Annotated in this window: 21 protein-coding genes and 2 tRNA genes; 9 read left to right on the top strand and 14 right to left on the bottom strand. The window is 52.4% G+C overall.

The window, feature by feature from the left end; all coding sequences use genetic code 11:
* Positions 1-12: 12 nt before the first annotated feature.
* Positions 13-1,644, bottom strand: coding sequence for an oligopeptide ABC transporter substrate-binding protein OppA (gene oppA / locus HV157_RS25460; RefSeq protein ID WP_020882381.1), 1,632 nt, complete (start codon positions 1,642-1,644; stop codon positions 13-15).
* A 772-nt stretch (positions 1,645-2,416) separates the two neighbouring features.
* Positions 2,417-3,064 (bottom strand): YchE family NAAT transporter, encoded by a 648-nt coding sequence (locus HV157_RS25455; RefSeq protein ID WP_014170449.1) that lies wholly within the window; start codon positions 3,062-3,064, stop codon positions 2,417-2,419.
* A gap of 479 nt (positions 3,065-3,543) precedes the next feature.
* Between HV157_RS25455 and adhE the strand changes: the two genes are divergently transcribed.
* Entirely contained in the window at positions 3,544-6,222 is a 2,679-nt protein-coding gene (adhE, locus tag HV157_RS25450; RefSeq protein ID WP_032678337.1) for a bifunctional acetaldehyde-CoA/alcohol dehydrogenase, read from the top strand.
* 65 nt (positions 6,223-6,287) lie between these two features.
* On the opposite strand, the gene tdk is transcribed toward adhE, so the two are convergent.
* The 3 genes from tdk to HV157_RS25440 all read right to left on the bottom strand — a co-directional run bounded on the left by tdk (position 6,288) and on the right by HV157_RS25440 (position 8,314).
* Positions 6,288-6,902 carry a thymidine kinase gene (gene tdk, locus HV157_RS25445; protein ID WP_025203928.1) on the bottom strand — a complete coding sequence of 205 codons (615 nt, stop codon included), beginning with the start codon at positions 6,900-6,902 and terminating at the stop codon, positions 6,288-6,290.
* Positions 6,903-7,163: 261 nt separating this feature from the next.
* Entirely contained in the window at positions 7,164-7,352 is a 189-nt protein-coding gene (locus HV157_RS26465; protein ID WP_332872199.1) for a hypothetical protein, read from the bottom strand.
* The gene (locus tag HV157_RS25440; RefSeq protein WP_000019445.1) at positions 7,334-8,314 is read right to left on the bottom strand and encodes an IS5-like element ISKpn26 family transposase; all 981 of its coding nucleotides are present in this window, start codon (positions 8,312-8,314) and stop codon (positions 7,334-7,336) included. The genes HV157_RS26465 and HV157_RS25440 overlap by 19 nt, the downstream gene beginning before the upstream one ends.
* A 337-nt stretch (positions 8,315-8,651) precedes the next feature.
* On the opposite strand from HV157_RS25440, the gene hns reads away from it, so the two are divergent.
* Entirely contained in the window at positions 8,652-9,065 is a 414-nt protein-coding gene (hns, locus tag HV157_RS25435) for a histone-like nucleoid-structuring protein H-NS (protein WP_008502781.1), read from the top strand.
* 200 nt (positions 9,066-9,265) lie between these two features.
* On the opposite strand, the gene galU is transcribed toward hns, so the two are convergent.
* From galU to rssA, 3 genes are all read right to left on the bottom strand, one after another.
* Positions 9,266-10,174, bottom strand: a complete 909-nt coding sequence (gene galU, locus HV157_RS25430; RefSeq protein WP_014170452.1) for a UTP--glucose-1-phosphate uridylyltransferase GalU — start codon at positions 10,172-10,174, stop codon at positions 9,266-9,268.
* Positions 10,175-10,374: 200 nt separating this feature from the next.
* A complete protein-coding gene (rssB, locus tag HV157_RS25425) occupies positions 10,375-11,388 on the bottom strand; it encodes a two-component system response regulator RssB (protein WP_014170453.1) in 1,014 nt (337 codons plus the stop codon).
* A gap of 91 nt (positions 11,389-11,479) precedes the next feature.
* Entirely contained in the window at positions 11,480-12,382 is a 903-nt protein-coding gene (rssA, locus tag HV157_RS25420) for a patatin-like phospholipase RssA (RefSeq protein ID WP_032669742.1), read from the bottom strand.
* Positions 12,383-12,496: 114 nt separating this feature from the next.
* On the opposite strand from rssA, the gene HV157_RS25415 reads away from it, so the two are divergent.
* The 4 genes from HV157_RS25415 to HV157_RS25400 all read left to right on the top strand — a co-directional run bounded on the left by HV157_RS25415 (position 12,497) and on the right by HV157_RS25400 (position 14,208).
* Positions 12,497-12,955, top strand: coding sequence for a YchJ family protein (locus HV157_RS25415; RefSeq protein WP_025203926.1), 459 nt, complete (start codon positions 12,497-12,499; stop codon positions 12,953-12,955).
* Positions 12,956-13,003: 48 nt separating this feature from the next.
* Positions 13,004-13,846, top strand: coding sequence for a formyltetrahydrofolate deformylase (purU, locus tag HV157_RS25410; RefSeq protein ID WP_014170456.1), 843 nt, complete (start codon positions 13,004-13,006; stop codon positions 13,844-13,846).
* 157 nt (positions 13,847-14,003) lie between these two features.
* Positions 14,004-14,088 (top strand) — tRNA-Tyr (locus HV157_RS25405).
* 35 nt (positions 14,089-14,123) lie between these two features.
* Positions 14,124-14,208: transfer RNA gene (locus HV157_RS25400), tRNA-Tyr, on the top strand.
* Positions 14,209-14,269: 61 nt separating this feature from the next.
* Here HV157_RS25400 and HV157_RS25395 read toward each other — a convergent pair.
* The gene (locus tag HV157_RS25395; RefSeq protein ID WP_014170457.1) at positions 14,270-14,713 is read right to left on the bottom strand and encodes an Lrp/AsnC family transcriptional regulator; all 444 of its coding nucleotides are present in this window, start codon (positions 14,711-14,713) and stop codon (positions 14,270-14,272) included.
* A 107-nt stretch (positions 14,714-14,820) separates the two neighbouring features.
* On the opposite strand from HV157_RS25395, the gene HV157_RS25390 reads away from it, so the two are divergent.
* Entirely contained in the window at positions 14,821-15,717 is an 897-nt protein-coding gene (locus HV157_RS25390) for a DMT family transporter (protein WP_151712375.1), read from the top strand.
* Here HV157_RS25390 and narI read toward each other — a convergent pair.
* From narI to HV157_RS25365, 5 genes are all read right to left on the bottom strand, one after another.
* Positions 15,714-16,391 (bottom strand): respiratory nitrate reductase subunit gamma, encoded by a 678-nt coding sequence (narI, locus tag HV157_RS25385; RefSeq protein WP_182269118.1) that lies wholly within the window; start codon positions 16,389-16,391, stop codon positions 15,714-15,716. The two genes, HV157_RS25390 and narI, sit on opposite strands and share 4 nt — an antisense overlap.
* Positions 16,391-17,101: a nitrate reductase molybdenum cofactor assembly chaperone gene (gene narJ / locus HV157_RS25380; protein ID WP_014170470.1), complete on the bottom strand. Its 711-nt coding sequence runs from the start codon at positions 17,099-17,101 to the stop codon at positions 16,391-16,393. The genes narI and narJ overlap by 1 nt, the downstream gene beginning before the upstream one ends.
* Entirely contained in the window at positions 17,098-18,633 is a 1,536-nt protein-coding gene (narH, locus tag HV157_RS25375; protein ID WP_014170471.1) for a nitrate reductase subunit beta, read from the bottom strand. Before narH ends, narJ begins: the two co-directional genes overlap by 4 nt.
* Entirely contained in the window at positions 18,630-22,373 is a 3,744-nt protein-coding gene (locus HV157_RS25370; protein ID WP_020882362.1) for a nitrate reductase subunit alpha, read from the bottom strand. The genes narH and HV157_RS25370 overlap by 4 nt, the downstream gene beginning before the upstream one ends.
* 381 nt (positions 22,374-22,754) lie before the next feature.
* Positions 22,755-24,152, bottom strand: coding sequence for a NarK family nitrate/nitrite MFS transporter (locus HV157_RS25365; RefSeq protein ID WP_182269117.1), 1,398 nt, complete (start codon positions 24,150-24,152; stop codon positions 22,755-22,757).
* A gap of 309 nt (positions 24,153-24,461) precedes the next feature.
* On the opposite strand from HV157_RS25365, the gene narX reads away from it, so the two are divergent.
* Positions 24,462-26,258 (top strand): nitrate/nitrite two-component system sensor histidine kinase NarX, encoded by a 1,797-nt coding sequence (narX, locus tag HV157_RS25360; protein ID WP_040017700.1) that lies wholly within the window; start codon positions 24,462-24,464, stop codon positions 26,256-26,258.
* The gene (narL, locus tag HV157_RS25355) at positions 26,251-26,901 is read left to right on the top strand and encodes a two-component system response regulator NarL (protein ID WP_003856701.1); all 651 of its coding nucleotides are present in this window, start codon (positions 26,251-26,253) and stop codon (positions 26,899-26,901) included. Before narX ends, narL begins: the two co-directional genes overlap by 8 nt.

Genomic DNA, 26,901 nt, shown 5'->3' with positions numbered 1-26,901 from the left:
CACGTATTGCCATTAATGCTTGATAATATAAAGATTCTTAACGGAAATATTATCCAACGGGTCTTTACCGGTATAACCCCCTACCCACGGTTTCACCAGGCGGGCGTTAACGTAGTAATAGACCGGTACAATTGCAGAGTCTTTATCGAGCTGCTCTTCTGATTTCGCGTACAGATCAGCGCGCTGCGCATCGTCTGTGACTTTCAGCGTATCAGTAATGATCTTATCGAATGCCGGGCTCTTATAGTGCGCGGTGTTATTCGAACTGTCACTCAGCATGGTGTTCAAGAAGGATGTTGGTTCGTTATAGTCCGCACACCAGCCGGCACGAGCCACGTCGAACGTCCCCTGATGGCGGGTATCCAGGAAGGTTTTCCACTCCTGGTTTTCCAGCTTCACGTTCACGCCCAGGTTTTTCTTCCAGATAGACGCGACGGCGATAGCCAGTTTTTTATGCAGGTCAGACGTGTTGTACAGCAGGTTAAACGTCAGCGGCTTGTCAGCGGTATAACCGGCTTCAGCCAGCAGTTTTTTCGCTTCTTCGTTACGTTTTTCCTGTGACCACTTGAACCACTCAGGCTCAACCAGTTTCATACCGTCGGTATAAGGAGGGGTATAACTGTATGCCGGCAGGTCGCCCTGGTTTTTCACTTTGTTCACGATGATATCGCGATCCAGTGCCAGCTTCAGCGCTGTACGCACGCGCACATCGGTGAAAGGTGCTTTCTGGTTGTTGATTTCGTAGTAGTAAGTACAGAGATACGGATCAACATGCACTTCTTTCGGGATCTCTTTTTTCAGCTTCTGGAACAGTTCAATCGGCATGTTGTTATAGGTCATGTCGATTTCGCCGCTGCGGTAACGGTTAACGTCAGTGACTTCAGAAGAAATTGGCAGGTAGGTTACCTGATTAATGACGGTTTTCGCGTTATCCCAGTACTGCGGGTTACGTTCCAGAACCATACGTTCGTTGACCACCCAGTCTTTCAGTTTATATGCACCGTTGGTCACGATATTGGCAGGCTGGGTCCATTTTTCACCAAATTTTTCCACCGCAGATTTTGGTACCGGGGAAACGGACGGGTGAACCAGTAATTTGTAGAAGTACGGAACAGGCTCGCTCAACGTCACTTCAAAGGTATTGGCATCAATCGCTTTCACACCCAGGTCGGTGACCGGTTTTTTACCGGCGATGATGTCATCAATATTGGCGATGTGGCCATATTGCAGGTAGCTCGCATACGGAGAGGCGGTGGTTGGATTCGCCAGACGCTGCCAGCTATACACGAAATCTTCGGCGGTAACCGGCGTACCGTCGGACCATTTCGCATCTTTACGCAGATGGAAGGTCCAGACTTTGAAATCTTTATTTTCCCATTTTTCCGCCACACCCGGTGCCGGGTGGCCGTCTACGTCGGTCACCAGCAAGCCTTCGAACAGGTCGCGGTTGACGTTAGACTCTGGAACACCTTCAATTTTGTGCGGGTCAAGAGACTGCACTTCCGCACCGTTGTTACGAACCAGCGTCTGTTTCTCAGCCAGTTGAACGCCTGCAGGAACGTCCGCAGCCATTGCAGCGTTGCCCGCGATTAGCGCAGTTAAAATCCCCGCCGCTACCAGATTTTTTTTTGTGATGATGGACATTGTGTTGGTACTCCACTCATTATAATTACTGGCCTTCGCCAGCTGTGTAATCCCCTGTTGGGGCCTGTACAGCGCAGGAGTTTTTTTTGCTGCTGTCAGGTTCTTCTTTTTACTTCTTGCTATCACCGACTTTTTTATTACTGACCGCTCGTATGGCCGTCTTGCGTCGATTCTTCACAGGTCTCCCCTGTCTGAGGCCTGCGCTGGATATCTGAGAAGAGGACTATATGAAAATAATTCTCATCTGCTTGTTTTATGCTGCAAAATATTAGGCCGGAAAGTATCAAATGGCGTAAACGCGCGCCAATACATTTTGCAAATTTGTTAAGCAATTCTCTTTTACGGTGAGTGCCGTATCTCGGGGGGCAGCCCTGCCTGACATCAAATACCGCATAAAAACATTGGTATTCAATATGATAGAGAAAAAATTCTCTACAAGCGCGTCGCTGCGCTATCATCGAGTGGTTTTGTACAAAAATTTAACAACTGATTATTATTTAGCACATTCCTCTAGGGGAACGTTGAAATTACTAATATCATTTCGGTTATGACTCAGCAAGCCCCAGAGTATCATGTGAGTAAAATAACAGATCGATTGAAGGTTTTATGTGCAGAGAGACACGAAACAAATTGATAACTTATTGAAATATAAGAAAAGCGGATTATTAGTAGAATTTATTATGATATGTGAGCATTTCAACTTTAATTATATGATTTGCTGATAATCACGTAAAAAAACGGAGCCGCAGGCCCCGTTCTTTCATTTGAAATATTAGTGCAGTAAGCCGGGGAAAATGCTTTTAATACCGGTGACAATAAATTCGATGCCTAACGCCATCAACAACAGGCCCATAATACGCGTAATGACGTTGATGCCCGTTTGCCCCAGCCAGCGCACCAGCCAGGGCGCCATGCGGAAAACACCCCAACAACACAGTGCGAAGATAGCGATGGCGACAGAAAAGCCAATCAGGTGCATCAGGCTATGGTAACGTGTCCCCCAGACAATGGTGGAACTGATCGCCCCAGGCCCTGCCATTAAAGGCAACGCAAGCGGGACCACGCCGATACTTTCGCGAATGGCGGTTTCTGATTTCTCCTGTTTGTTCTGCTTATCCTCACCCAGCTTACCGCTGATCATCGACATGGCAATGGTCACCACCAGGATGCCACCCGCGATGCGGAAAGAATCAATTGAAATGCCGAACAGCTGGAGAATGGCATCACCCAGGAAAAGCGAGGTGAGCAAGATAATGGCCACTGACAGGTTAGCGGTGAGGTTGGTTTTGTTCCTGGCCGCCGCCGTCTGGTAACTGGTCATACTAATGAAGACAGGGATGATCCCTACCGGGTTGACCAGGGCAAATAGACCAATAAAAAATTTAAAATACGTTGGAAAATCAAAGAGCGTTTGGATCACGTTTTGCTCCGCTTATGCACATGCCCGGGACTGACACTTTGTCATGAAAAATCGCGCTGAAGATACGCTTTTTATGAGCATACTTCACCAGAAATCTGTGCCTAAACGTTATCCTTTCAGGATGTTAAACAGATGTAGAATCAGTGATAGCATCACTCCCAATAGTTACTTAATTATTTAACACTGGAAATATCTACAATAAATAACCCTGCTGAAAGGTATCAGCTTGGGGAAAAATTGACGCAGATCATGATTTTCGTACTCAGAAGTGAGTAATCTTGATTACGCCCCCCAGGAAGGTCACCTGTCACAAAGGGATGATGTTAAGGTAAGGCTCTTTTAGTAAGTTAGCGCGCCAGAGCATAAAGTAACTCTTTGTTTTACTTTATCTAACGCAAGTCGTAGTGGCTCTGTCTATACTGTCAGACGTATCGAGCGCTGGTTTACTAAAAGAGTTTAAACATTATCAGGAGAGCATTATGGCTGTTACTAATATCGCTGAACTGAACGCACTCGTCGAGCGCGTGAAAAAAGCCCAGCGTGAATACGCCAATTTCACCCAAGAACAGGTTGATAAAATCTTCCGCGCGGCCGCTCTGGCTGCTGCAGATGCTCGAATCCCTCTCGCTAAAATGGCCGTTGCTGAATCCGGCATGGGTATCGTTGAAGATAAAGTGATCAAAAACCACTTTGCTTCAGAGTATATCTATAACGCCTATAAAGATGAGAAGACTTGCGGCGTCCTGGCTGAAGATCATACCTTCGGTACCATCACCATTGCTGAACCTATCGGTATTATTTGCGGTATCGTTCCAACGACTAACCCAACGTCTACTGCCATCTTCAAATCGCTGATCAGTCTGAAGACCCGTAACGCAATCATCTTCTCCCCTCACCCACGTGCTAAAGATGCCACCAACAAAGCAGCGGATATCGTGCTGCAGGCTGCTATCGCTGCGGGTGCGCCAAAAGATCTGATCGGCTGGATCGACCAACCGTCTGTTGAACTGTCTAACGCCCTGATGCACCACCCGGACATTAACCTGATCCTGGCAACCGGTGGTCCTGGCATGGTTAAAGCAGCATACAGCTCCGGTAAACCGGCTATCGGTGTAGGTGCGGGTAACACGCCTGTTGTTATCGACGAAACGGCCGATATTAAACGTGCTGTTGCATCTGTACTGATGTCTAAAACCTTCGACAACGGTGTTATCTGTGCGTCTGAACAGTCCGTTGTTGTTGTAGATTCCGTCTATGATGCGGTTCGCGAACGTTTCGCCAGCCACGGCGGCTACATGCTGCAGGGCAAAGAGCTGAAAGCCGTTCAGGATATCATTCTGAAAAACGGCGCGCTGAACGCCGCCATCGTTGGTCAGCCAGCCTATAAAATCGCTGAACTCGCCGGCTTTACCGTTCCGGCAACCACCAAGATTCTGATCGGCGAAGTTAAAGTTGTCGACGAAAGCGAACCGTTCGCTCACGAAAAACTCTCGCCTACGCTTGCTATGTACCGTGCGAAAGATTTCGAAGACGCGGTAGTAAAAGCGGAGAAACTGGTTGCAATGGGGGGTATCGGTCATACCTCTTGCCTGTACACCGACCAGGATAACCAGCCAGAGCGCGTTGCTCACTTCGGTCAGATGATGAAAACTGCGCGCATCCTGATTAACACCCCGGCTTCTCAGGGTGGTATCGGTGACCTGTACAACTTCAAACTCGCACCTTCCCTGACTCTGGGTTGTGGTTCCTGGGGTGGTAACTCCATCTCTGAAAACGTTGGTCCAAAACACCTGATCAACAAGAAAACCGTTGCTAAGCGAGCTGAAAACATGTTGTGGCACAAACTTCCGAAATCTATCTACTTCCGCCGTGGCTCTCTGCCAATCGCGCTGGATGAAGTGATTACTGATGGCCACAAACGTGCGCTCATCGTGACTGACCGTTTCCTGTTCAACAACGGCTACGCAGATCAGATCACTTCTGTTCTGAAAGCGGCTGGCGTTGAAACTGAAGTGTTCTTTGAAGTTGAAGCTGACCCAACCCTGACCGTAGTGCGTAAAGGTGCTGAACTGGCGAACTCCTTCAAACCCGATGTGATCATCGCACTGGGTGGTGGTTCCCCAATGGACGCCGCGAAAATCATGTGGGTTATGTACGAGCACCCAGAAACACACTTCGAAGAACTGGCGCTGCGCTTTATGGACATCCGTAAACGTATCTACAAGTTCCCGAAAATGGGCGTAAAAGCGAAAATGATCGCCGTTACTACCACTTCCGGTACAGGTTCAGAAGTCACGCCGTTTGCCGTTGTAACCGACGATGCAACCGGTCAGAAATACCCACTGGCTGACTACGCGCTGACGCCAGACATGGCTATCGTTGATGCCAACCTGGTCATGGAAATGCCGAAATCACTCTGTGCGTTCGGTGGTCTGGATGCAGTGACTCACGCCCTGGAAGCTTACGTTTCCGTCCTGGCTTCTGAGTTCTCTGACGGTCAGGCTCTGCAGGCTCTGAAACTGCTGAAAGAAAACCTGCCAGCGTCTTATAATGAAGGGTCTAAAAACCCGGTTGCCCGTGAACGTGTTCACAGTGCAGCAACCATCGCCGGTATCGCGTTTGCTAACGCCTTCCTGGGTGTTTGCCACTCAATGGCACACAAACTGGGTTCACAGTTCCACATTCCTCACGGTCTGGCGAACGCCCTGTTGATCAGCAACGTTATCCGTTATAACGCGAACGACAACCCAACCAAGCAGACTGCTTTCAGCCAGTATGACCGTCCACAGGCACGTCGTCGTTACGCTGAAATCGCAGACCACCTGGGTCTGAGCGCACCGGGCGACCGTACTGCGGCGAAGATTGAGAAACTGCTGGCATGGCTGGAAAGTCTTAAAGCTGAGCTGGGTATTCCTAAATCTATCCGTGAAGCGGGCGTTCAGGAAGCTGACTTCCTCGCGCATGTTGATAAGCTGTCTGAAGATGCATTCGATGACCAGTGTACCGGTGCTAACCCGCGCTACCCGCTGATCTCTGAGCTGAAACAGATCCTGCTGGATACCTTCTACGGCCGCGAGTTCAAAGAAAATGACACTGTTGCTGTGAAAGTCGACTCACCTGTCATTAAAGCTGACAAGAAAGCGAAGAAAAACGCGTAACTGACAGCCTGATAAAAAACCCGCCTCTGGCGGGTTTTTTTATGTCTGCATATTGCTGTGAAGGATTATTTGCGGTTGTCAGGCTGAAGCGCCGTCAGTGAGCCGACAATCAACGCTTCCTTATAATGCTTACGGCACACTGATACGTAGCGCTCATTGCCACCTATCACCACCTGCTCGCCATCAGCATAGGGTTTTCCGGCCTGGTCGAGGCGAAGCACCATGCTGGCTTTACGGCCGCAAAAACAGATGGTTTTAAGTTCAACGAGTTTATCCGACCACGCAAGTAAATACTGGCTGCCGGCAAAAAGCTCGCCGCGAAAGTCAGTGCGCAGTCCATAGCACAGAACGGGAATATCAAGCTCATCGACAACCTCTGAAAGCGCATGAACTTGCTCACGCGTCAGAAACTGGCTTTCATCAACCAGAACACAATGGATAGGCTGTGAAGCATGCGCTGTGCGGATATCCTCCAGCAGGTCAGTTTGCGGGTTAAACAGCCTCGCAGGCGATGAGAGGCCTATTCTGGAACTCACCTTCCCTGCACCGAAGCGGTCGTCAATTTCAGCCGTATAAACAACGGTACGCATCCCACGTTCCTGGTAATTGTATGAGGATTGCAGTAGCGCTGTCGATTTCCCGGCATTCATTGCCGAATAGTAGAAATAAAGTTGTGCCATTGGCAGTAAAACCCTAATCAATGTGTAATATTACCGATGATTCATTGTACCATATTTTGTCTGGTTATCAGCGATACGACGCACAGACTATGCGGTTCAGCGCGAGGTTTACCGCCGGCATTTTGCAAAAATACTGCGTTAAAACATGAAGTAAACGCATCCAGCCCAGCCAATATGTTACAGGGTCAGCCAAACATAACACTTCATTTTATAGTGGAATCATCGTTCATTAAAATTCACTATTTATTAACTATTTCTGCCTTAACATACCCGGTGTAAACTAAGGAAGGTGCGAATAAGCAGGTCATTTCTTCCCAAGCTGACTCGCTGATTAAAATTTCGCGGATCTGGGCCGATTTTTTTCCCGCAAACACATCGAATCAGCCTATTTAGGCTATTTTTTCCACCATTTCTGGCGTTATTTCCGGTTTTTACTGAGATCTCTCCCACTGACGTATCATTTGGTCCACCCGAAACAGGTTGGCCAGGGTGAATAACATCGCCAGTTGGTTATCGTTTTTCAGCAGCCCCTTGTATCTGGCTTTCACGAAGCCGAACTGCCGCTTGATGATGCGAAACGGGTGCTCCACCCTGGCACGGATGCTGGCTTTCATGTATTCGATGTTGATGGCCGTTTTGTTCTTGCGCGGATGCTGCTTCAAGGTTTTTACCTTGCCGGGACGCTCGGCGATCAGCCAGTCCACATCCACCTCGGCCAGCTCCTCGCGCTGTGGCGCTCCTTGGTAGCCGGCATCGGCTGAGACAAATTGCTCCTCTCCATGAAGCAGATTACCCAGCTGATTGAGGTCATGCTCGTTGGCCGCGGTGGTGACCAGGCTGTGGGTCAGGCCACTCTTGGCATCGACACCAATGTGGGCCTTCATGCCAAAGTGCCACTGATTGCCTTTCTTGGTCTGATGCATCTCCGGATCGCGTTGCTGCTCTTTGTTCTTGGTAGAGCTGGGTGCCTCAATGATGGTGGCATCCACCAAAGTGCCTTGGGTCATCATGACGCCTGCTTCGGCCAGCCAGCGATTGATGGTCTTGAACAATTGACGGGCCAGTTGATGCTGCTCGAGCAGGTGGCGGAAATTCATGATGGTGGTGCGATCCGGCAGGGCGCTATCCAGGGATAATCGGGCAAACAGGCGCATGGAGGCGATTTCGTACAGGGCATCTTCCATGGCACCGTCGCTCAGGTTGTACCAATGCTGCATGCAGTGAATACGCAGCATGGTCTCCAGCGGATAGGGCCGTCGGCCATTGCCCGCCTTGGGATAAAACGGCTCGATGACAGCGGTCATATTCTGCCATGGCAGAATCTGCTCCATGCGGGAGAGGAAAATCTCTTTTCGGGTCTGACGGCGCTTAGTGCTGAATTCACTATCGGCGAAGGTGAGTTGATGGCTCATGATGTCCCTCTGGGATGCGCTCCGGATGAATATGATGATCTCATATCAGGAACTTGTTCGCACCTTCCCTAATACAAAAGGCTGATATTTATCCGCCGCAACTATAATTCCTGAGGCAAATGTCACAAAAAAAAGATGCAATCGACTGCGTTAAGCCACTTTACGTGATAACAAGCGAGACTGGCGGGTTATGAAATTTAAGTTAGCGTAATTAATAATAGCGGCAATATTCACTATTTTTTGAATTCCTTACATTCCCAGCTATTGCACAACTGAATTTATCGCTCTATTATTAGGACAACAAACCACCCCCCATTATAAGTTTGAGATTACTACAATGAGCGAAGCACTTAAAATTCTGAACAACATCCGTACTCTTCGTGCGCAGGCAAGAGAATGTACCCTCGAAACGCTTGAAGAAATGCTGGAAAAATTAGAAGTTGTAGTTAATGAACGTCGCGAAGAAGAAAGCGCTGCTGCTGCTGAAATCGAAGAGCGTACTCGTAAACTGCAGCAATATCGTGAAATGCTGATTGCTGATGGTATCGATCCAAATGAATTGCTGAACAGCATGGCTGCAGCTAAAACCGGTACCAAAGCAAAACGCGCTGCTCGTCCTGCTAAATATAGCTATGTTGACGAGAACGGCGAAACTAAAACCTGGACCGGCCAGGGTCGTACTCCTGCTGTTATCAAGAAAGCAATGGACGAGCAAGGTAAACAGCTGGATGACTTCCTGATCAAGGATTAATCATCTCGCTTCCAGAAAAATCCCGCGTAATGCGGGATTTTTTTTACCCGCAATTTACCTAAAACATCCCCTTACACTCTGTCATAAAGCGTTATTTGGCTATTTAGCTTGCCTTACAATCGGACGTGATGACGGCGTGTTATGGGCATAAAAAAACCGGTGGGCAGAGCCTCACCGGTACAGATCAAATGAAGCCTGAGTTATTTCTTAATACCCGCGCTCTCTTTGAGCCAGGCTTTAAATTCTTCACCGAGCGTATTGTGGCGAATGCCATATTCTACAAACGCCTGCATATAACCGAGCTTATTACCGCAGTCATGGCTCTTACCTTTCATATGGTAAGCTTCAACGGTCTCTTTCTCGATCAGCATATCAATGGCATCGGTAAGCTGGATTTCATCACCCGCTCCTGGAGGCGTTTTCGCCAGCAGAGGCCAGATTTCAGCACTCAGGACATAACGACCTACAACCGCCAGATTAGAAGGCGCTACGTCGGCCTTAGGCTTCTCAACCACGCCAATCATCGGCACGCTCTCACCCGGTTCAAGGTTAACGCCTTTGCAGTCAACAACACCGTAAGCGGTAACGTCATCCACAGGTTCAACCATGATCTGGCTGCTGCCTGTTTCATCGAAGCGTTTGATCATCTCAGCCAGATTGTCCTGAGAAAGATCTGATTCATATTCGTCCAGAATAACGTCAGGCAGGATCACCGCAACAGGCTCATCGCCTACAACGGGATGCGCACACATGACTGCGTGGCCCAGACCTTTAGCCAGACCCTGACGCACCTGCATAATGGTGACGTGTGGCGGGCAAATAGACTGAACTTCTTCCAGCAGCTGGCGCTTAACACGTTTTTCCAGCATGGCTTCGAGTTCAAAACTTGTATCGAAATGGTTTTCGATAGAGTTTTTTGATGAATGTGTAACCAGCACAATTTCAGTAATGCCGGCCGCGATACATTCGTTAACGACATACTGAATTAATGGCTTATCAACCAGAGGCAGCATCTCTTTAGGAATCGCCTTAGTTGCTGGTAACATCCTGGTCCCCAATCCCGCTACCGGGATGACGGCCTTTCTGACTTTCGAATTTAGGGCAGCCATTCAAATTCTCCTGAGCTGTTCAAGTTTTGAACTTTTATGCAATAAATAACGCGTTAAGTATATCAGCCTCATCCCGCAGTCCGGGTCTGAAAAGAACGCGTTGCCGATCAATTAGGACAAATACGCATGATTCCGGGCAGCGATAGTAGCACTCCCCATAAATCACAGGTAAAGCAATCTTAAAATTAAGATCCAACTGCTTATTCCGTGGACAACATTAAGCGTAGCCGTCCCCCGGCACCCCAAATTTGGCACTGCCAGGAGGAACAGCGATGGCTAATTTGATTAAGATAAGCCGTACCCAATGTTCCAAGCGGGACACCGTTACTGACCTGAATATGATGTTCCCCGGTATTCAGCGAGGCATTAAGCCCCGCGGAAACGAGGATAAGATTTTTCAAACCGCTGTGGTAATAACCTACCAACAGCGGAAACTGTCCGGGTAAATTGGCCTGACGGAAAAGCTGGTTTACCTGTTTGAGTAAACTGCCTAACTCGGGAAGCCGCTGTCCCTGATGGGAGAGTTGTTCCTGCAGCAACCCGTTAAATAGCGCACGAAGTAATAACGCGGCTAATACACCATTATCCCCTGCCCGGGTGACATCAAGACAATAAAATGCAAGGTCCGAATCCGATAATGGCGCAATATCGAGCACCAGCCCTGGCTGGTCAGCGGCCACCAGCTGGCGATAATTCACACGACAGTGAGAAATATTTTGTTGCACCGGCGGTTGAAGTTCTTGCAACAGTTTCGCCGCCGCAGGGGGATTACTCACTAAGGCGTCCCAGTCCTGGAAAAGGCGTTCCTCTTCCTCAACCCGGGAATTAAACATATTGGGATAAAGACAGGCTAAGACGGTTTCACGAAGCCGGTTAAGATCTTTAACCGGTTTAAGCAGAATATCCTGAACCCCCAGACGCAAGGCTTTGGCTATATCCGCCATGTTCTCTGTGGCGGAAATCACCAGTATCGGCATCTGGTTGGCTTCATTGCGCAGATGTTCGACCAGCTTCAGTCCATTCATCCGTGGCATTTCAAGGTCACAAATCATCAGATCAGGCGTGATGTTGACCATTTTTTCCAGCGCGTCGATGCCATCGTCAGCCAGTGAAGTGTTTGCCCCCAGTGATGATAACCACGAATCCAGTAGCGATCGGAAAACGGGCTCGTCTTCAACAATCAAAATGTGTTTTCCGGCCAATGGCTTCGTCATGGTTCCTCCCCTGGCTGACAGTAACTACATAGTGGCATGCTATCGGCACTGTCGCCTGTCAGATTTTGCTGAAGTAGTCAAAAAAAGGTGCTTAACGTGCTGTTCGCACAAAAGGCAGCAACTCATCTATTTTCTTTTCGACGGCTAACGAGCCCGCTGCGATGGCGGCCTCAGCCCGATGGAAATCAAGGGTAGAAATTTGCGGACAATACGGCTGAAGCAGAATATCCGGCGGGTCGCCAGCCATGCGGTTGCGCTTGAGGCGGTTCTCCAGGACCTGGATTGAGGTCGTCATAATTTCAATCGCCGTGGGTGCAGTTACCGCACGCCGGGCGGCCATGCGCCCGAGACGTCCGCGCAGACGCTCATGCCAGGCCAGTTTTTCGCCCTCGGCATCTTCACTCTGAAGATTGACTGGCATCAGGTCTTGTTGCATCAGATGAGCGTCGTGCTGTAAATCCACGGCAATAACGATATCGGCACCCATAGCGCGGGTCAGGGAAATGGGGACCGGGTTAACAACGCCTCCGTCGACAAGCCAGTAACCGTTGTGCGGAACAGGGGCCATTAAGCCCGGCATGCTGCAGGACGCGCGAACGGCAAGATGGATATCCCCTTCGGTAAGCCAGAGTTCGCGGCCGGTACTGAGGTTCGTCGCAACGGCACCGAAGGGTAACTGACAATGACTGAAGTCATCGAGAGGCATAATCTGACGGAACTGGTTAAAGACCCGTTCACCGCGCAGCAACCCACCGCGCTGCCACGAGAGATCCATCAGGCGCAATACGTCCCAGTAACTGAAGGAGCGTACCCAGGTTTCAAGTTCCGGAAGCTTTCCGCACGCGTATGCGGACCCCACAAGCGATCCGATTGAACACCCTGCAACAATATCAACGTCAATGCCCATCTGCTTTAAGGCATTTATCACGCCGATGTGCGACCATCCCCGGGCTGCACCTGAGCCCAGCGCCAGTCCAATTTTAACCTTTCTCATTAGCCCTGTTTTACGTCCCCTGGATTCCTGACATAGCATCAACGCAACTGCTCAGTTAACATGGTGCTACCCGAAGCGTTTAACGCCCTTATTTTTTGTTCCAGGAAGAGAATCGTGTCTCAACTCTGCCCTTGTGGTAGCGCTCTGGAGTATAGCCTATGTTGTCAGCGATATCTGTCTGGCGATCAGGTTGCACCAGACCCGTCACACCTCATGCGTTCACGGTATACTGCTTTTGTGATCAAAGACGCAGACTACCTGATTAAAACCTGGCACCCATCCTGCCACGCTGCCGATTTCAGACAGGATATTGAAGCCGGGTTTGCTAATACCCAATGGCTCGGCCTTACCGTCTATGAATCGTCAACGGGAAGTGATGCTGATGAAGGTTATGTCAGCTTCGTTGCCCGCTTTATCGAACGCAATAAGCCCGGTGCCATTATCGAACGTTCCCGGTTCTTAAAGGAAAGCGGGCAATGGTATTATATTGACGGAACGCGCCCACAGTTTGGTCGTAACGATCCCTGCCCTTGTGGTTCAGGTAAAAAATTTAAAAAGTGTTGCGGGCAGTAATGCCTGACAACCCAGACTTCGCAAATACTCAAACAGGATTTCCCGGCGATGCAATCACTACAACGTAAAGTTCTGCGCACCATCTGTCCCGATCAAAAAGGGCTGATCGCACGAATTACCAACATTTGTTATAAGCATGAACTGAATATCGTGCAGAACAACGAGTTCGTTGACCACCGTACCGGACGCTTCTTTATGCGTACCGAACTCGAAGGGATTTTCAACGACACCACCCTGCTTGCCGATCTCGACAGCGCGCTGCCTGAAGGCTCCGTGCGTGAACTGACACCCGCTGGCCGTCGTCGCGTTGTTATTCTTGTGACGAAAGAAGCCCACTGTCTTGGCGATCTGTTGATGAAAGCAAACTACGGTGGCCTTGATGTTGAAATCGCTGCCGTTATCGGTAACCACGAGACGCTGCGCACGCTGGTTGAACGTTTTGATATTCCGTTTGAGCTGGTCAGCCATGAAGGCCATACCCGTGAAGAACATGACAACCTGATGGCCAATGCTATCGAAGCGCATAACCCGGATTACGTGGTACTGGCGAAATACATGCGTGTGCTGACCCCATCCTTCGTGGCGCGTTTCCCGAACAAGATCATCAACATCCATCACTCATTCCTGCCAGCCTTTATCGGTGCACGTCCTTATCACCAGGCGTACGAACGCGGTGTGAAAATCATCGGTGCCACCGCGCACTACGTGAATGACAACCTGGACGAAGGCCCAATCATTATGCAGGACGTGATTCACGTGGATCACACCTATACCGCAGAAGATATGATGCGCGCCGGGCGTGACGTAGAGAAGAACGTACTCAGTCGTGCGCTCTATCAGGTGCTTGCGCAACGTGTGTTCGTTTACGGTAACAGAACGATTATTCTTTAATCGACAAGAAAATGAACTGGTTAGCTTTACAGCTTAACGCGTAAAATTCAGGCAACCAGTTTATTTTTATTGTGGTAACGCTTTACAGGGGCGTCTCATTTGATATGATGCGCCCCGCTTCCAGCAGGAAGCAGGCCAGTAAATAGCATTGCCCCGTGGTGGGGTTCCCGAGCGGCCAAAGGGAGCAGACTGTAAATCTGCCGTCATCGACTTCGAAGGTTCGAATCCTTCCCCCACCACCATCTCTCAGCATTACCTCAAAATTTGAATTACCCCTGGTGGGGTTCCCGAGCGGCCAAAGGGAGCAGACTGTAAATCTGCCGTCATCGACTTCGAAGGTTCGAATCCTTCCCCCACCACCATCATCTCACAGCCAATCCAGTGATGTATTTCAAACGATGTGTCATGCATAGCAACAGACGATCACATTGGTGGCAACCGGCGCTTCACCGGTGAACTTTTCACGATCGACGTATTACACTGAGCATGTTCCGCCAGACCATCAAGCAACGCATCCAGTTGCTCAATCGACCGCACGACCAGCCTGATAACAAAGCAGTCTTCACCGGTGACTTTATCGCTCTCAATACATTCCGGCATGGCCTGAATGTACTTATCTACTTTTTGCAGCAACCCCGGTAAAGGACGAACCCGCACCAGCGCCTGCAGCGTATACCCCAACGCCGTCAGATTGACGCGCGCGCCATACCCTTCAATCACCCCGCGCTCTTCCAGTCTTTTCAGACGCTCTGCTGTACTGGGAGATGTCAGTCCAATACGTCCGCTGAGTACCTTTAGCGACATGCGCGCATCCTCAACCAGACAGGCCAGGATTTGGCGATCGATGTCATCGAGAAGGTTTTCCATCGTTTTTACCTAATTTAAAAAAGCCATCACTGTATTTCACCTTATATCAGCCATGTTATTCCCGACAGCGGTATTCGACAATATCGTCATTAATCAGGAGGTGAACAATGGGTGATGTACAAAAAGGCGTCTGGCAGATGAGCCTGGCGATGTTAATTTCCGGCTCGATTGGCGCGTTTGTTCTGCTTTCCGGCCTGCCGGTGACGGAAGTGGTTTTCTGGCGATGCCTGATCGGGGCGATGGCCCTTTTTATTTTCATCCGAATAAGTCGAAAACCATTTAGTCCGCTCACCCGTGTCACGCTACTGCTGGCAATTCTGGGCGGTGTTGCGTTAGTGGTGAACTGGTTGCTGCTGTTCGCGGCTTATGAACGTATTTCAATCGGCCTTTCTACCGTGGTTTATAACACTCAGCCGTTTATGCTGGTGTTGATGGGGATGTTTTTAGGTGAACGCGTGAGCCTGATGAAATGGGGTTGGCTCGCTCTCGCCTTTGGCGGCGTGGTCATCCTGCTCTCCAGTGAGCTGAATGGCGCACAGGGCGAAGGCTGGCTCGCAGGAATCGCTCTGGCGATGGGGGCCGCTTTCTTCTACGCACTGACAGCCATAATCGCCCGCAGACTGAAATCAGTTGCGCCCCAGCATATCGCCTTTATTCAGGTACTGACCGGCGTGGTCATGCTGTTGCCCTTCGCCCACCAGCCGTCATTTTCAGCTGATTTCCCATGGCCGATTTTACTGACGTTAGGTGTCGTCCACACCGGGATCATGTATCAGTTGCTGTATAGCGCGATCCAGAAGCTCCCGACGCCCGTTACCGGTTCTCTGTCTTTTATCTATCCCGTGGTGGCCATAATTGTCGATAACGTGGTGTTCGGACACTCGCTGAATATCACGCAACTGGCAGGTGGTGCATTGATACTGTTTGCGGCGGCAGGTAATAACCTGGGCTGGGGCGAGAAAAAACCCCGCGAGTGCGGGGTTGGGATCAAATCAGCACATTAGCGACGGGCGCGAACAATCTGATATTTGCGCGTCAGATACTCCACCGGTGCGCTCCAGAGATGCACCAGACGAGAGAACGGGAACAGCACAAACAGCGTCATCCCGAGCACCAGGTGCACACGGAAGATAAACGCCACACCGTCAAGGTGCTCAGACGCACCGCCGTGGAAAGTCACCACAGACTGCGCCCAGCCGACCAGCTTCATCATTTCACTGCCATCCATATGCTGAGCCGAGAACGGAATGGTCAGCAGACCCAGCGCACACTGCACCATCAGCAGGGACAAAATCAGAATGTCCGCGCCGGTGGTAGTCGCGCGAACACGCGGGCTGAACAGACGGCGTTTGAGCAGCAGTAAACCGCCCACCAGCGTCATCACGCCGCAGGCACCGCCGGCAATCATCGCCATTTTCTGCTTCACCTCAATCGGCAGGAATGACTCATACATCCAGTGCGGCGTCAGCATTCCGAGGAAGTGACCCGCAAAAATCCCCAGGATCCCGATGTGGAACAGGTTAGAAGCCAGGTTCATCCCTTTGCGATCGAGCATCTGGCTGGAGGCAGCACGCCAGGTGTACTGGCCGTAGTCATAACGCAGCCAGCTTCCCACCAGGAACACGGTGCCCGCGATATACGGGTAAATGTCAAAGAAGAACATGTTCAGGAAGTGCATTATTGCTGTCCTCCGTTAGAGATATTCAAATATTGCGGGGCAACGGCTCCGGCAAAACGACGTTGGTGAGCGGAGATTTCAGACTCACCGCAGTTCTGGTCAGCCATGAATTTCACCTGCTCCTCCTCCCAGACCGCATCCAGCGCCTGTGGTGTATCATCGCGGGCTTCATCGGCGATCTTCTCCGCAACTTTTTCACTGTCGACCGATGCGTTGGCGAGTTTCACCAGCAGGTCGAACAGCACCGCGTAACGGCTCTCGCGTTGCTGAAGTCGTGCGCCGAGCAGCGCCAGGATCGGCGCGATGTCCTGCAGCCCCCCCTGCGCCTCCTCTTTAGGCAACTGCGCCAGATACTCAAGGTAGAGCGGCAGGTGGTCCGGCAGCTCGCGGCTGTCGAGCTGCAGGCCGTGTTGCTCGTACTGTCCCATCAGGTCAACCATCGCCTGACCGCGGTCACGTGACTCACCGTGAACATGTTCGAACAGCAGCAGCGACGTCGCGCGTCCGCGGTCAAACAGCTGGCTGTAATCCGCCTGCGCATCCAGTAAATCGCGCGCTAACAGGTCCCGGAGGAAAACGGCCAGTGTCTGGGCATCCTCTTTCTCAAGATTTTCAGATGACGCGAGTGCATCAAAGAGCTCCTGCTGATGCTGCGCAAGCGCAGCATCCGGGTACTCGAGCAGACGCGAAACAATGACAAGTTCAATCATTGGTGCGGCTCCGTTTTGCTCGTCACATCCAGGGCATCAATGCGGCGGCTGTTGAAGAGATTGAATTTCGTGTCTGAACCGTGGCAACCGTCGCCAAAGGTAAAGCCACAGCCATTTTTCTCCGGGAAGGCTTCGCGAGCCAGTTCACGGTGGCTGCTCGGCACCACGAAACGGTCTTCGTAATTGGCAATCGCCAGGTAACGGTACATCTCCTGCGCCTGGGCTTCGGTCAGACCTACCGCTTCCAGTGCACGGGTATCGTTAACACCGTCAACGGTTTCAGCGCGTTTGAAGTGGCGCATCGCCAGCATACGTTTCAGCGCCAGCAGGACCGGCTGAGTATCCCCTGCGGTTAACAGGTTTGCCAGATACTGAACCGGGATACGCAGGCTTTCCACGTCTGGCAGAATGCCGTTGCTGCCCAGCTCACCCGCATCCGCAGCAGACTGGATCGGAGACAGCGGCGGCACGTACCAGACCATCGGCAGCGTGCGGTATTCCGGATGCAGCGGCAGCGCCAGCTTCCAGTCCATCGCCATTTTGTACACCGGAGACTGCTGCGCAGCGTCAATCACGCTCTGCGGAACGCCGTCTTTCAGCGCCTGCTCAATCACTTTCGGATCGTTAGGATCGAGGAAGACGTCCAGCTGACGCTGATAGAGATCTTTCTCGTTCTCGGTGCTGGCTGCATTTTCAATCGCGTCCGCGTCGTACAGCAGCACGCCGAGGTAACGAATACGGCCCACGCAGCTCTCAGAGCAGACGGTTGGCATACCGGCTTCAATACGCGGATAGCAGAAGATGCACTTCTCAGACTTGCCGCTCTTCCAGTTGAAGTAGATTTTTTTGTACGGGCAACCGGTAATACACATACGCCAGCCGCGGCACTTGTCCTGGTCGATCAGCACAATGCCATCTTCTTCACGCTTATAGATGGCTCCGCTCGGACAGGTCGCCACGCACGCCGGGTTAAGGCAGTGCTCGCACAGACGCGGCAAATACATCATGAAGGTGTTTTCGAACTGGCCGTACATCGCCTTCTGCATGTTCTCGAAGTTCTGGTCTTTGGCGCGTTTTTCGAACTCGCCGCCCAGAATCTCTTCCCAGTTTGGACCGCTGGTGATCTTATCCATACGCTGTCCGGTAATGAGCGAGCGTGGACGTGCGATCGGCTGATGTTTGCTTTCCGGCGCGTTGTGCAGGTTCTGGTAGTCGTAATCAAACGGCTCGTAGTAATCATCGATGCCAGGCAGATGCGGGTTGGCGAAGATTTTACCGAGCAGCATCGCACGGTTACCCATGCGCGGCTGCAGTTTACCGTTGATTTTACGGATCCAGCCGCCCTTCCATTTCTCCTGGTTTTCCCAGTCGGTCGGGAAGCCGGTGCCGGGTTTACTTTCCACGTTATTGAACCACGCGTACTCCATCCCTTCGCGGCTGGTCCAGACGTTTTTACAGGTGACTGAGCAGGTATGACAGCCGATGCATTTATCCAGATTCAGCACCATGCCGACTTGTGAACGAATTTTCATTTTACGCTCTCCTGTACCTGGTCATTACCTTCGCCGTCTAACCAGTTAATATTCTTCATCTTACGTACCACCACGAACTCATCGCGGTTAGATCCTACCGTGCCGTAGTAGTTAAAGCCGTAGGCTAGCTGCGCATAGCCGCCGATCATGTGCGTCGGTTTTGGCGTAATACGGGTCACGGAGTTGTGAATGCCGCCGCGCTGCTCGGTGATTTCAGAACCCGGCAGGTTAACGATACGTTCCTGCGCGTGGTACATCATGGTCATCCCGGCCGGGACACGCTGACTGACAACCGCACGCGCCGTCAGCGCACCGTTGCTGTTGAACACTTCGATCCAGTCGTTATCTTCAATGCCCAGATCTTTGGCGTCCGTCTCGCTCATCCACACAATCGGGCCACCGCGGGACAACGTCAGCATCAGCAGGTTGTCGCTGTAGGTGGAGTGAATGCCCCACTTCTGGTGCGGCGTCAGGAAGTTCAGCGCCTTCTCCGGGTTACCGTTCGATTTCGTACCCATTACCGCTTTCACGGAGCGGGTATCGATTGGCGGACGATAAACCAGCAGGCTCTCACCGAAGTCGCGCATCCACTGGTGATCCTGATACAGGGACTGACGACCGGACAGGGTACGCCATGGGATCAGTTCGTGAACGTTGGTGTAGCCAGCGTTGTAGGAGACGTGTTCATCTTCTAGGCCAGACCAGGTCGGGCTGGAGATAATTTTGCGCGGCTGAGCCTGAATATCGCGGAAGCGGATCTTCTCTTCCTCTTTATTCGTCGCCAGATGGGTATGATCGCGACCGGTAAACTCACTCAGTGCCGCCCATGCTTTCACCGCCACGTGACCGTTGGTTTCCGGTGCCAGAGTCAGGATCATTTCTGCAGCATCAATGGCCGTGTTCAGCATTGGCTGGCCTTTGGCCGGGCCGTCTGCTTTGGTGTAATTGAGCTTACGCAGCAGGTCCATTTCGCTCTGGGTATTCCACGCAATCCCTTTACCCCCGTTACCGATTTTTTCCATCAGCGGGCCGATAGAGGTAAAGCGTTCGTACGTTGCCGGGTAGTCACGTTCAACGGGAATAATGTGCGGCGCAGTCACACCCGGGATCAGGTCGCACTCGCCTTTTTTCCAGTCCTTCACGTCCAGCGGCTGCGCCAGTTCGGCTGCAGAGTCGTGCTGAATCGGCAGGGTCACCACATCGGTCTCTTTGCCCAGATGTCCTACGCACACTTCGGAGAATTTCTTCGCGATATCTTTGTAGATATCCCAGTCGCTTTTGGATTCCCACGCCGGGTCAACGGCTGCAGACAGCGGATGAATAAACGGATGCATATCCGAGGTATTCATGTCGTCTTTTTCATACCAGGTAGCGGTTGGCAGCACGATATCGGAATACAGGCAGGTACTGGACAAACGGAAGTCCAGCGTCACCACCAGATCCAGCTTGCCGTCCAGACCGTTGTCTTTCCACTCCACTTCTTCTGGTTTCACGCCGCCCTGCTTGCCCAGATCTTTCCCCTGAATACCGTTTTCAGTACCCAGCAGATATTTCAGCATGTACTCGTGGCCTTTACCGGAGGAGCCCAGCAGGTTAGAGCGCCAGATAAACAGGTTACGCGGATGGTTTTTGCCGTTTTCAGGCTGCTCGGCCGCAAAGCGAATGGTGCCTTCTTTCAGTGCCTTGACGGTGTAATCCGCCGGGGTCATGCCCGCTTTCTTCGCCTCGTCGGCAATGCGCAGCGGGTTAGTCCCTAACTGAGGTGCAGACGGCAGCCAGCCCATGCGTTCAGCGCGGACGTTGAAGTCGATCAGGTGGCCGCTGTAGCGGGATTTATCCGCCATTGGCGACAGCAGTTCCTGGGCCGTTACCGTCTCATAGCGCCACTGGCTGGAGTGGTTGTAGAAGTAAGACGTACTGTTCATATGACGCGCCGGACGCTGCCAGTCGAGGGCAAACGCCAGTGGCTGCCAGCCCGTCTGCGGACGCAGTTTTTCCTGGCCGACATAGTGCGCCCAGCCGCCGCCGCTTTGACCCACACAACCGCAGAAGATCAGCATGTTGATCAGGCCACGATAGTTCATATCAAGGTGATACCAGTGGTTCAGACCGGCACCAACAATGATCATTGAACGGCCATGCGTCTTGTCAGCATTTTCAGCGAATTCACGGGCGATACGGGTGATGTGTCCACGCGGCACGCCGGTGATCTGCTCTGCCCAGGCCGGGGTATACGCTTTGATGTCGTCGTAGCTGGTTGCGCAGTTTTCATCATTCAGGCCGCGCTCCAGGCCGTAGTTGGCCAGCGTCAGGTCATACACGGTGGTCACCAGCGCCGTCGACCCATCCGCCAGCTGCAGACGTTTGACCGGCAGCTTATGCATCAGGATGTTCTGCAGCTCAACTTTGTTGAAATGCTCGGACCCTTCGCCGCCGAAGTACGGGAAGCCCACATCAGCAATTTCGTCCTGGCTACCCAGCATGCTCAGACGCAGTTCAGTCTCTTCACCGGTGGTACCGTTACGCTGCTCGAGGTTCCACTTGCCCTTCTCGCCCCAGCGGAAACCGATAGAGCCGTTGGGTGCCACCAGCTCGCCGTTATTGTTATAGGCGACCGTTTTCCACTCAGGATTGTTTTCCTGACCCAGCGCATCCACCAGATCGGCGGCACGCAGTGTGCGGCCCGCTGCATAGTAGCCATCACGCTCTTCCAGCATGACCAGCATCGGCATGTCGGTATAGCGACGGACATAGTCAGTAAAGTACTGGCTGGGTTTATCGAGGTGGAACTCACGCAGCATCACGTGGCCCATCGCCAGCGCCATCGCGGAGTCGGTACCCTGTTTAGGGGCCAGCCACAGGTCGCACAGCTTGGCAATTTCCGCATAGTCCGGGGTCACCGCAACGGTTTTGGTGCCTTTGTAACGCACTTCCGTGAAGAAGTGGGCATCCGGCGTACGGGTCTGTGGAACGTTAGAGCCCCAGGCAATAATGTAGCTGGAGTTGTACCAGTCAGCGGATTCCGGCACGTCGGTCTGCTCGCCCCAGGTCTGCGGAGAGGCTGGCGGCAGGTCGCAGTACCAGTCGTAGAAGCTCAGACAGGTTCCGCCGATAAGCGACAGATAACGAGCACCTGAGGCGTAAGAGACCATCGACATCGCCGGGATAGGCGAGAAGCCCGCGACGCGGTCCGGTCCGTAGGTTTTGACGGTATAAACGTTTGAAGCGGCAATCAGTTCGTTGACCTCTTTCCAGGAAGAACGAACAAAACCACCGCGACCGCGCGCCTGCTTAAAGCTTTTTGCTTTGTCGGCATCTTCGATAATGGATGCCCAGGCATCAACCGGATCGCTGTGCAGCACTTTCGCCTCACGCCACATTTTCATCAGGCGTTTGCGCATCAGAGGGTATTTCAGACGGTTGGCGCTGTACAGATACCAGGAGTAGCTTGCACCACGCGGGCAGCCACGAGGTTCGTGGTTTGGCATATCCGGACGGGTACGCGGATAGTCGGTCTGCTGCATTTCCCATGTCACCAGGCCGTTTTTAACGAAAATCTTCCAGCTACATGAGCCAGTGCAGTTCACGCCGTGGGTCGAACGGACGACTTTGTCATGCTGCCAGCGCTGACGGTAACCGTCTTCCCAGTCCCGGTTGGTCTCCAGAACCTGGCCGTGCCCATCGGCAAAAGTTTCACCCTTCTGTTTGAAGTAGCGAAACCGGTCCAAAAATTTGCTCATCGGGTATCTCCTGTGTGGAGCCTGTGGCTCTCTAAATCGACATTGCTGATTTGCAGCGAAGGTAACGCTCTGATAGATGGCGAGAATTGATAACGATCAAGGCGGAGAGGGAGTTTCAGGTGGGGTATTAGATCGGATACCACCAAAGCGGTAGATTTTTAATTTTTATAATCTATTGATTTATAATGATATTTATAATTTATCGTACAAAAAGCAGGGCTAAATTTAACATCTCAGGTATTAAGGGGTAGAACGCCCTGTAAAGCGATGGCGATCACAGTGTTACCCGCAGGCATTGTTCCTCAAACGCCATCAGTATGTTGTAACTACTGTAGTAATAAAAAAACGCGGCCCGAAGGCCGCGCAAACGGATAATCACACTTACTTATTTTTTTTGGTATTACGGCCATATACCAGCCACGTAATCACTACGCAGGCGATATAGAAAACGAGGAAGACTTTCATTGCTCCTGCCGGAGAGCCGGTCAGGTCCAGAGAGATACCGAACGCTTTCGGAATAAAGAAACCGCCAATTGCGCCGATGGCAGAGATAAAGCCCAGTGCAGCAGCCGTATCCGTCGCGGCTTCACGCATGGCCTGCTCTTCGCTTCCGCCCTGCGCTTTAACGCGATCCATCGTCAGTTTACGGAAGATAACGGAAATCATCTGGAAGGTCGATGCGCTACCCAGACCGGCCGTCAGGAACAGCACCATAAACACGCCGAAGAAGGCGGTAAAGTTGCCACCCTGGCCATTGGCGGGCAGCGTCAGGAACAGCAGCGCACAGAAAACAGCCATGATCACAAAGTTCACCAGCGTCACGCGTGTTCCGCCCAGACGGTCAGACACCATCCCGCCCAGTGAACGCGCCAGGGCACCGATGAACGGACCAAAGAAGGCAAACTGCAGGATCTGCACTTCCGGGAACTGTGTTTTGGACAGCATGGCAAAGCCTGCGGAGAAACCGATAAACGACCCGAAGGTTGCCAGATAAAGCAGCGCCATGACCCACAGGTGCCCGCGTTTCAGCACCGGCAACTGCTCGCTCAGCGAAGCCTTAGATGCCGACAGATCGTTCATAAAGAACCATGCCGCCAGGGTGAAGACCACCAGGAACGGAACCCAAATCCACGCCGCATTCTGCAGGTACAGGGAAGAACCATCCGCCTGCTCGACGCCACCGCCACCCAAGGCTGCAAAAATGGAGACAGAGATTGCCAGCGGTGCAATTAACTGCATCACGCTTACGCCCATGTTTCCCAGACCGCCGTTAATACCCAGCGCACCGCCCTGCTTCGCTTTCGGGAAGAAGAAGCTGATGTTCGCCATACTGGAGGCGAAGTTAGCGCCAGCAAAACCGCACAGCAGGGAGATAATCACGAACACGCTGAAAGGCGTGGAGGTATCCTGCACCGCAAAACCCAGCCACACGCAAGGTACGATCATGATGCCCGTACTGAACGCCGTCCAGCGACGACCACCAAACACCGGCACCATAAACGCGTAAGGGACGCGCAGCAGCGCACCGGACAGCGACGGCAACGCGGTCAGCATAAACAGCTGATCGGTCGTAAAGGTAAAACCCACTTTTGGCAGATTGACTGCCACTGCACTAAACAACATCCATACGCAAAACGCTAACAGCAAACACGGAACGGAAATCCACAGATTCCGGCTCGCTATACGATGGCCGCGCTGTTGCCAGAACGCCGGATCCTCTGGACGCCATTCAGTAATAACGGCACCATTTTCCCTTTCGGGAGCGGATGAGTGACTCATAGACACCTCTGATTCTCGAATGATGCTGCAAACATTAGGGTTTTAGGGCGGCGGTAAGTTGATATAAATCAAAGGAAAAGTGGGAGGTTTTACAGCGCGAAAAAAGCCCTTATCCTTAGTGAGTAGGCTATTTCAGTAAAAAAGACGTGGTTTTTCACGGCACTGAAGCGTCCCCGATACCGCCTCCTCCTGCCGCTTACTCCGTTGGCAATTTAGGGGTAATCCTTTATTGGTATGGGTATACTCCTGGGTATGCACCAGAATAGCGCCATTCCTGCAAGCAGGCCACGTCAGGAGCCCGGCAACTCTATGTTAAAAAGATGTTTATCTCCGCTAACACTGGTTAACCAGTTGGCACTGATCGTTATGCTGTCCACCGCCCTCGGTGTGACCGGTATGGCGATTTCTGGCTGGCTGGTACAGGGCGTACAGGGTAATGCGCATGCCATCAACGAGGCAGGCTCTCTGCGCATGCAGAGTTACCGCCTGCTGGCGTCGGTACCGCTGACGGAAGACGATCAGCCTCTGATCGACGAAATGGAGCGTACCGCGTTCAGCCCGGAGCTGGAACGTGCCGCCATCCGTGACGGGCAGGAATCACAGCTTAAATCCCTGCAAAACTACTGGCACACCCAGCTTCAGCCTGGTCTGAAACAGGCGCGCAATACTGAGACCGTAGCACGGGACGTCGCGGGCTTTGTGTCGCGTATTGACGCGCTGGTCTCCTCTTTCGATCAGACCACCGAATTGCGTATCGACCGGGTGCTGATGGTTCACCGTGCCATGGCGTTGTTTATGGGGCTGCTGCTGATTTTCACCATCCTCTGGCTGCGCGCCCGGCTGTTGAACCCCTGGAAACAGTTGCTGGCGATGGCCCGCGCGGTGACCGCACGTGATTTTACTCAGCGCACGCATATCAGCGGGCGTAATGAAATGGCGATGCTGGGCCAGGCGCTCAATACCATGTCGGAAGAACTCTCCGAAAGCTACGCCGTGCTGGAAAAACGCGTGCAGGAGAAAACGGCAGGGCTGGAGCAGAAAAACGAAATCCTCTCCTTCCTGTGGCAGGCCAACCGTCGTCTGCATATGCAGGTGCCGTTATGTGAACGCCTCTCGCCGGTGCTGAATGGCCTGCAAAATCTGACCTTGCTGCATGACCTGGAGCTGCGGGTCTACGATGTTGAAGATGAAGATAATCATCAGGAATTTACCTGTCAGTCCGACATGTCCTGCGATGACAAAGGCTGTCATCTTTGCCCGCGAGGCTTGCCGCCCCTGACCTCCGGCGGTACGACGCTGAAGTGGCGACTGACGGACAGCCATACCCAGTACGGTATCCTGCTGGCCACGCTGCCCGCCGGGCGGCATCTGAGCCACGATCAGCAGCAGCTGGTCGATACGCTGGTCGAGCAGCTGACCGCTACGCTGGCGCTCGACCGCCATCAGGAAAAGCAACAGCAGCTGATCGTCATGGAAGAGCGTGCGACTATCGCGCGCGAATTGCATGACTCCATCGCCCAGTCGCTCTCCTGTATGAAAATGCAGGTCAGCTGTCTGCAGATGCAGGATGCGGAGATGCCGGAAAGCAACAAACAGCTGCTGAGCCAGATCCGCAACGAACTCAATACCTCATGGATTCAGCTTCGCGAGCTATTAACCACCTTCCGCCTGCAGCTGACCGAGCCTGGCCTGCGCCCCGCGCTGGAGTCCAGTTGCCATGAATTTAGCGCCCGACTGGGGTTCCCGGTGAAGCTTGATTATCAGCTGCCGCCGCGGTTTGTCCCCTCCCATCAGGCGATTCATCTACTGCAGATCGCCCGTGAAGCCCTGAGCAACGTGCTCAAACACGCTGACGCGACGGCGGTCACCGTTACCGTCAGCCAGCACGATAATCAGGTCAGGCTCACGGTTCATGACAACGGCTGCGGCGTGCCGGAAAATGCCGAAAGAACTAACCATTATGGTTTAATTATCATGCGAGACCGCGCCCAAAGCCTGCGCGGTGATTGCCAGGTTCGCCGGCGAGAGACAGGTGGCACGGAAGTCGTGGTCACCTTTATTCCCGACAAACCGCTCACAACTGCTCAAGGAGAAACCCATGACTAATCAGGAACCGGCATCCATCCTGTTGATCGACGACCATCCGATGCTGCGTACTGGCGTTAAACAGCTGGTCAGCATGGCACCCGATATCACCGTCGTTGGCGAAGCCAGCAATGGCGAACAGGGCATTGAGCTTGCCGAATCGCTTGATCCCGATCTGATCCTGCTCGATCTCAACATGCCGGGCATGAACGGTCTGGAAACGCTCGACAAGCTGCGGGAAAAATCGCTCTCCGGACGCGTAGTGGTCTTTAGCGTCTCGAACCATGAAGAGGATGTTGTGACGGCGCTCAAGCGTGGCGCGGACGGCTACCTGCTGAAAGATATGGAGCCGGAAGACCTGCTTAAGGCCCTGCAACAGGCCGCCGCGGGTGAGATGGTACTGAGCGAAGCCTTAACCCCGGTGCTGGCCGCCAGCCTGCGGGCAAACCGCGCCACCTCGGATCGCGATGTCAGTCAGTTGACGCCGCGTGAGCGCGATATTCTGAAGCTGATTGCCCAGGGCCTGCCGAATAAAATGATTGCGCGTCGCCTGGATATCACCGAAAGCACGGTCAAAGTGCATGTGAAACATATGCTGAAGAAAATGAAGTTAAAATCGCGGGTTGAAGCCGCGGTATGGGTACACCAGGAACGTATTTTTTAA

The organism is Enterobacter sp. RHBSTW-00318 (genome assembly GCF_014101375.1).
Lineage (GTDB): Bacteria > Pseudomonadota > Gammaproteobacteria > Enterobacterales > Enterobacteriaceae > Enterobacter > Enterobacter ludwigii.
This window is presented reverse-complemented; position numbering and strand designations above follow the sequence as displayed.

What these genes read in the sequence shown, in the direction of transcription:
- oppA (WP_020882381.1), bottom strand. Translation starts at nt 1,644, where the DNA reads ATGTCCATCATCACAAAAAAAAATCTGGTAGCGGCGGGGATTTTAACT.
- adhE (WP_032678337.1), top strand. Translation starts at nt 3,544, where the DNA reads ATGGCTGTTACTAATATCGCTGAACTGAACGCACTCGTCGAGCGCGTG.
- tdk (WP_025203928.1), bottom strand. Translation starts at nt 6,902, where the DNA reads ATGGCACAACTTTATTTCTACTATTCGGCAATGAATGCCGGGAAATCG.
- HV157_RS25440 (WP_000019445.1), bottom strand. Translation starts at nt 8,314, where the DNA reads ATGAGCCATCAACTCACCTTCGCCGATAGTGAATTCAGCACTAAGCGC.
- hns (WP_008502781.1), top strand. Translation starts at nt 8,652, where the DNA reads ATGAGCGAAGCACTTAAAATTCTGAACAACATCCGTACTCTTCGTGCG.
- galU (WP_014170452.1), bottom strand. Translation starts at nt 10,174, where the DNA reads ATGGCTGCCCTAAATTCGAAAGTCAGAAAGGCCGTCATCCCGGTAGCG.
- rssB (WP_014170453.1), bottom strand. Translation starts at nt 11,388, where the DNA reads ATGACGAAGCCATTGGCCGGAAAACACATTTTGATTGTTGAAGACGAG.
- rssA (WP_032669742.1), bottom strand. Translation starts at nt 12,382, where the DNA reads ATGAGAAAGGTTAAAATTGGACTGGCGCTGGGCTCAGGTGCAGCCCGG.
- purU (WP_014170456.1), top strand. Translation starts at nt 13,004, where the DNA reads ATGCAATCACTACAACGTAAAGTTCTGCGCACCATCTGTCCCGATCAA.
- HV157_RS25395 (WP_014170457.1), bottom strand. Translation starts at nt 14,713, where the DNA reads ATGGAAAACCTTCTCGATGACATCGATCGCCAAATCCTGGCCTGTCTG.
- HV157_RS25390 (WP_151712375.1), top strand. Translation starts at nt 14,821, where the DNA reads ATGGGTGATGTACAAAAAGGCGTCTGGCAGATGAGCCTGGCGATGTTA.
- narI (WP_182269118.1), bottom strand. Translation starts at nt 16,391, where the DNA reads ATGCACTTCCTGAACATGTTCTTCTTTGACATTTACCCGTATATCGCG.
- narJ (WP_014170470.1), bottom strand. Translation starts at nt 17,101, where the DNA reads ATGATTGAACTTGTCATTGTTTCGCGTCTGCTCGAGTACCCGGATGCT.
- narH (WP_014170471.1), bottom strand. Translation starts at nt 18,633, where the DNA reads ATGAAAATTCGTTCACAAGTCGGCATGGTGCTGAATCTGGATAAATGC.
- HV157_RS25370 (WP_020882362.1), bottom strand. Translation starts at nt 22,373, where the DNA reads ATGAGCAAATTTTTGGACCGGTTTCGCTACTTCAAACAGAAGGGTGAA.
- HV157_RS25365 (WP_182269117.1), bottom strand. Translation starts at nt 24,152, where the DNA reads ATGAGTCACTCATCCGCTCCCGAAAGGGAAAATGGTGCCGTTATTACT.
- narX (WP_040017700.1), top strand. Translation starts at nt 24,462, where the DNA reads ATGTTAAAAAGATGTTTATCTCCGCTAACACTGGTTAACCAGTTGGCA.
- narL (WP_003856701.1), top strand. Translation starts at nt 26,251, where the DNA reads ATGACTAATCAGGAACCGGCATCCATCCTGTTGATCGACGACCATCCG.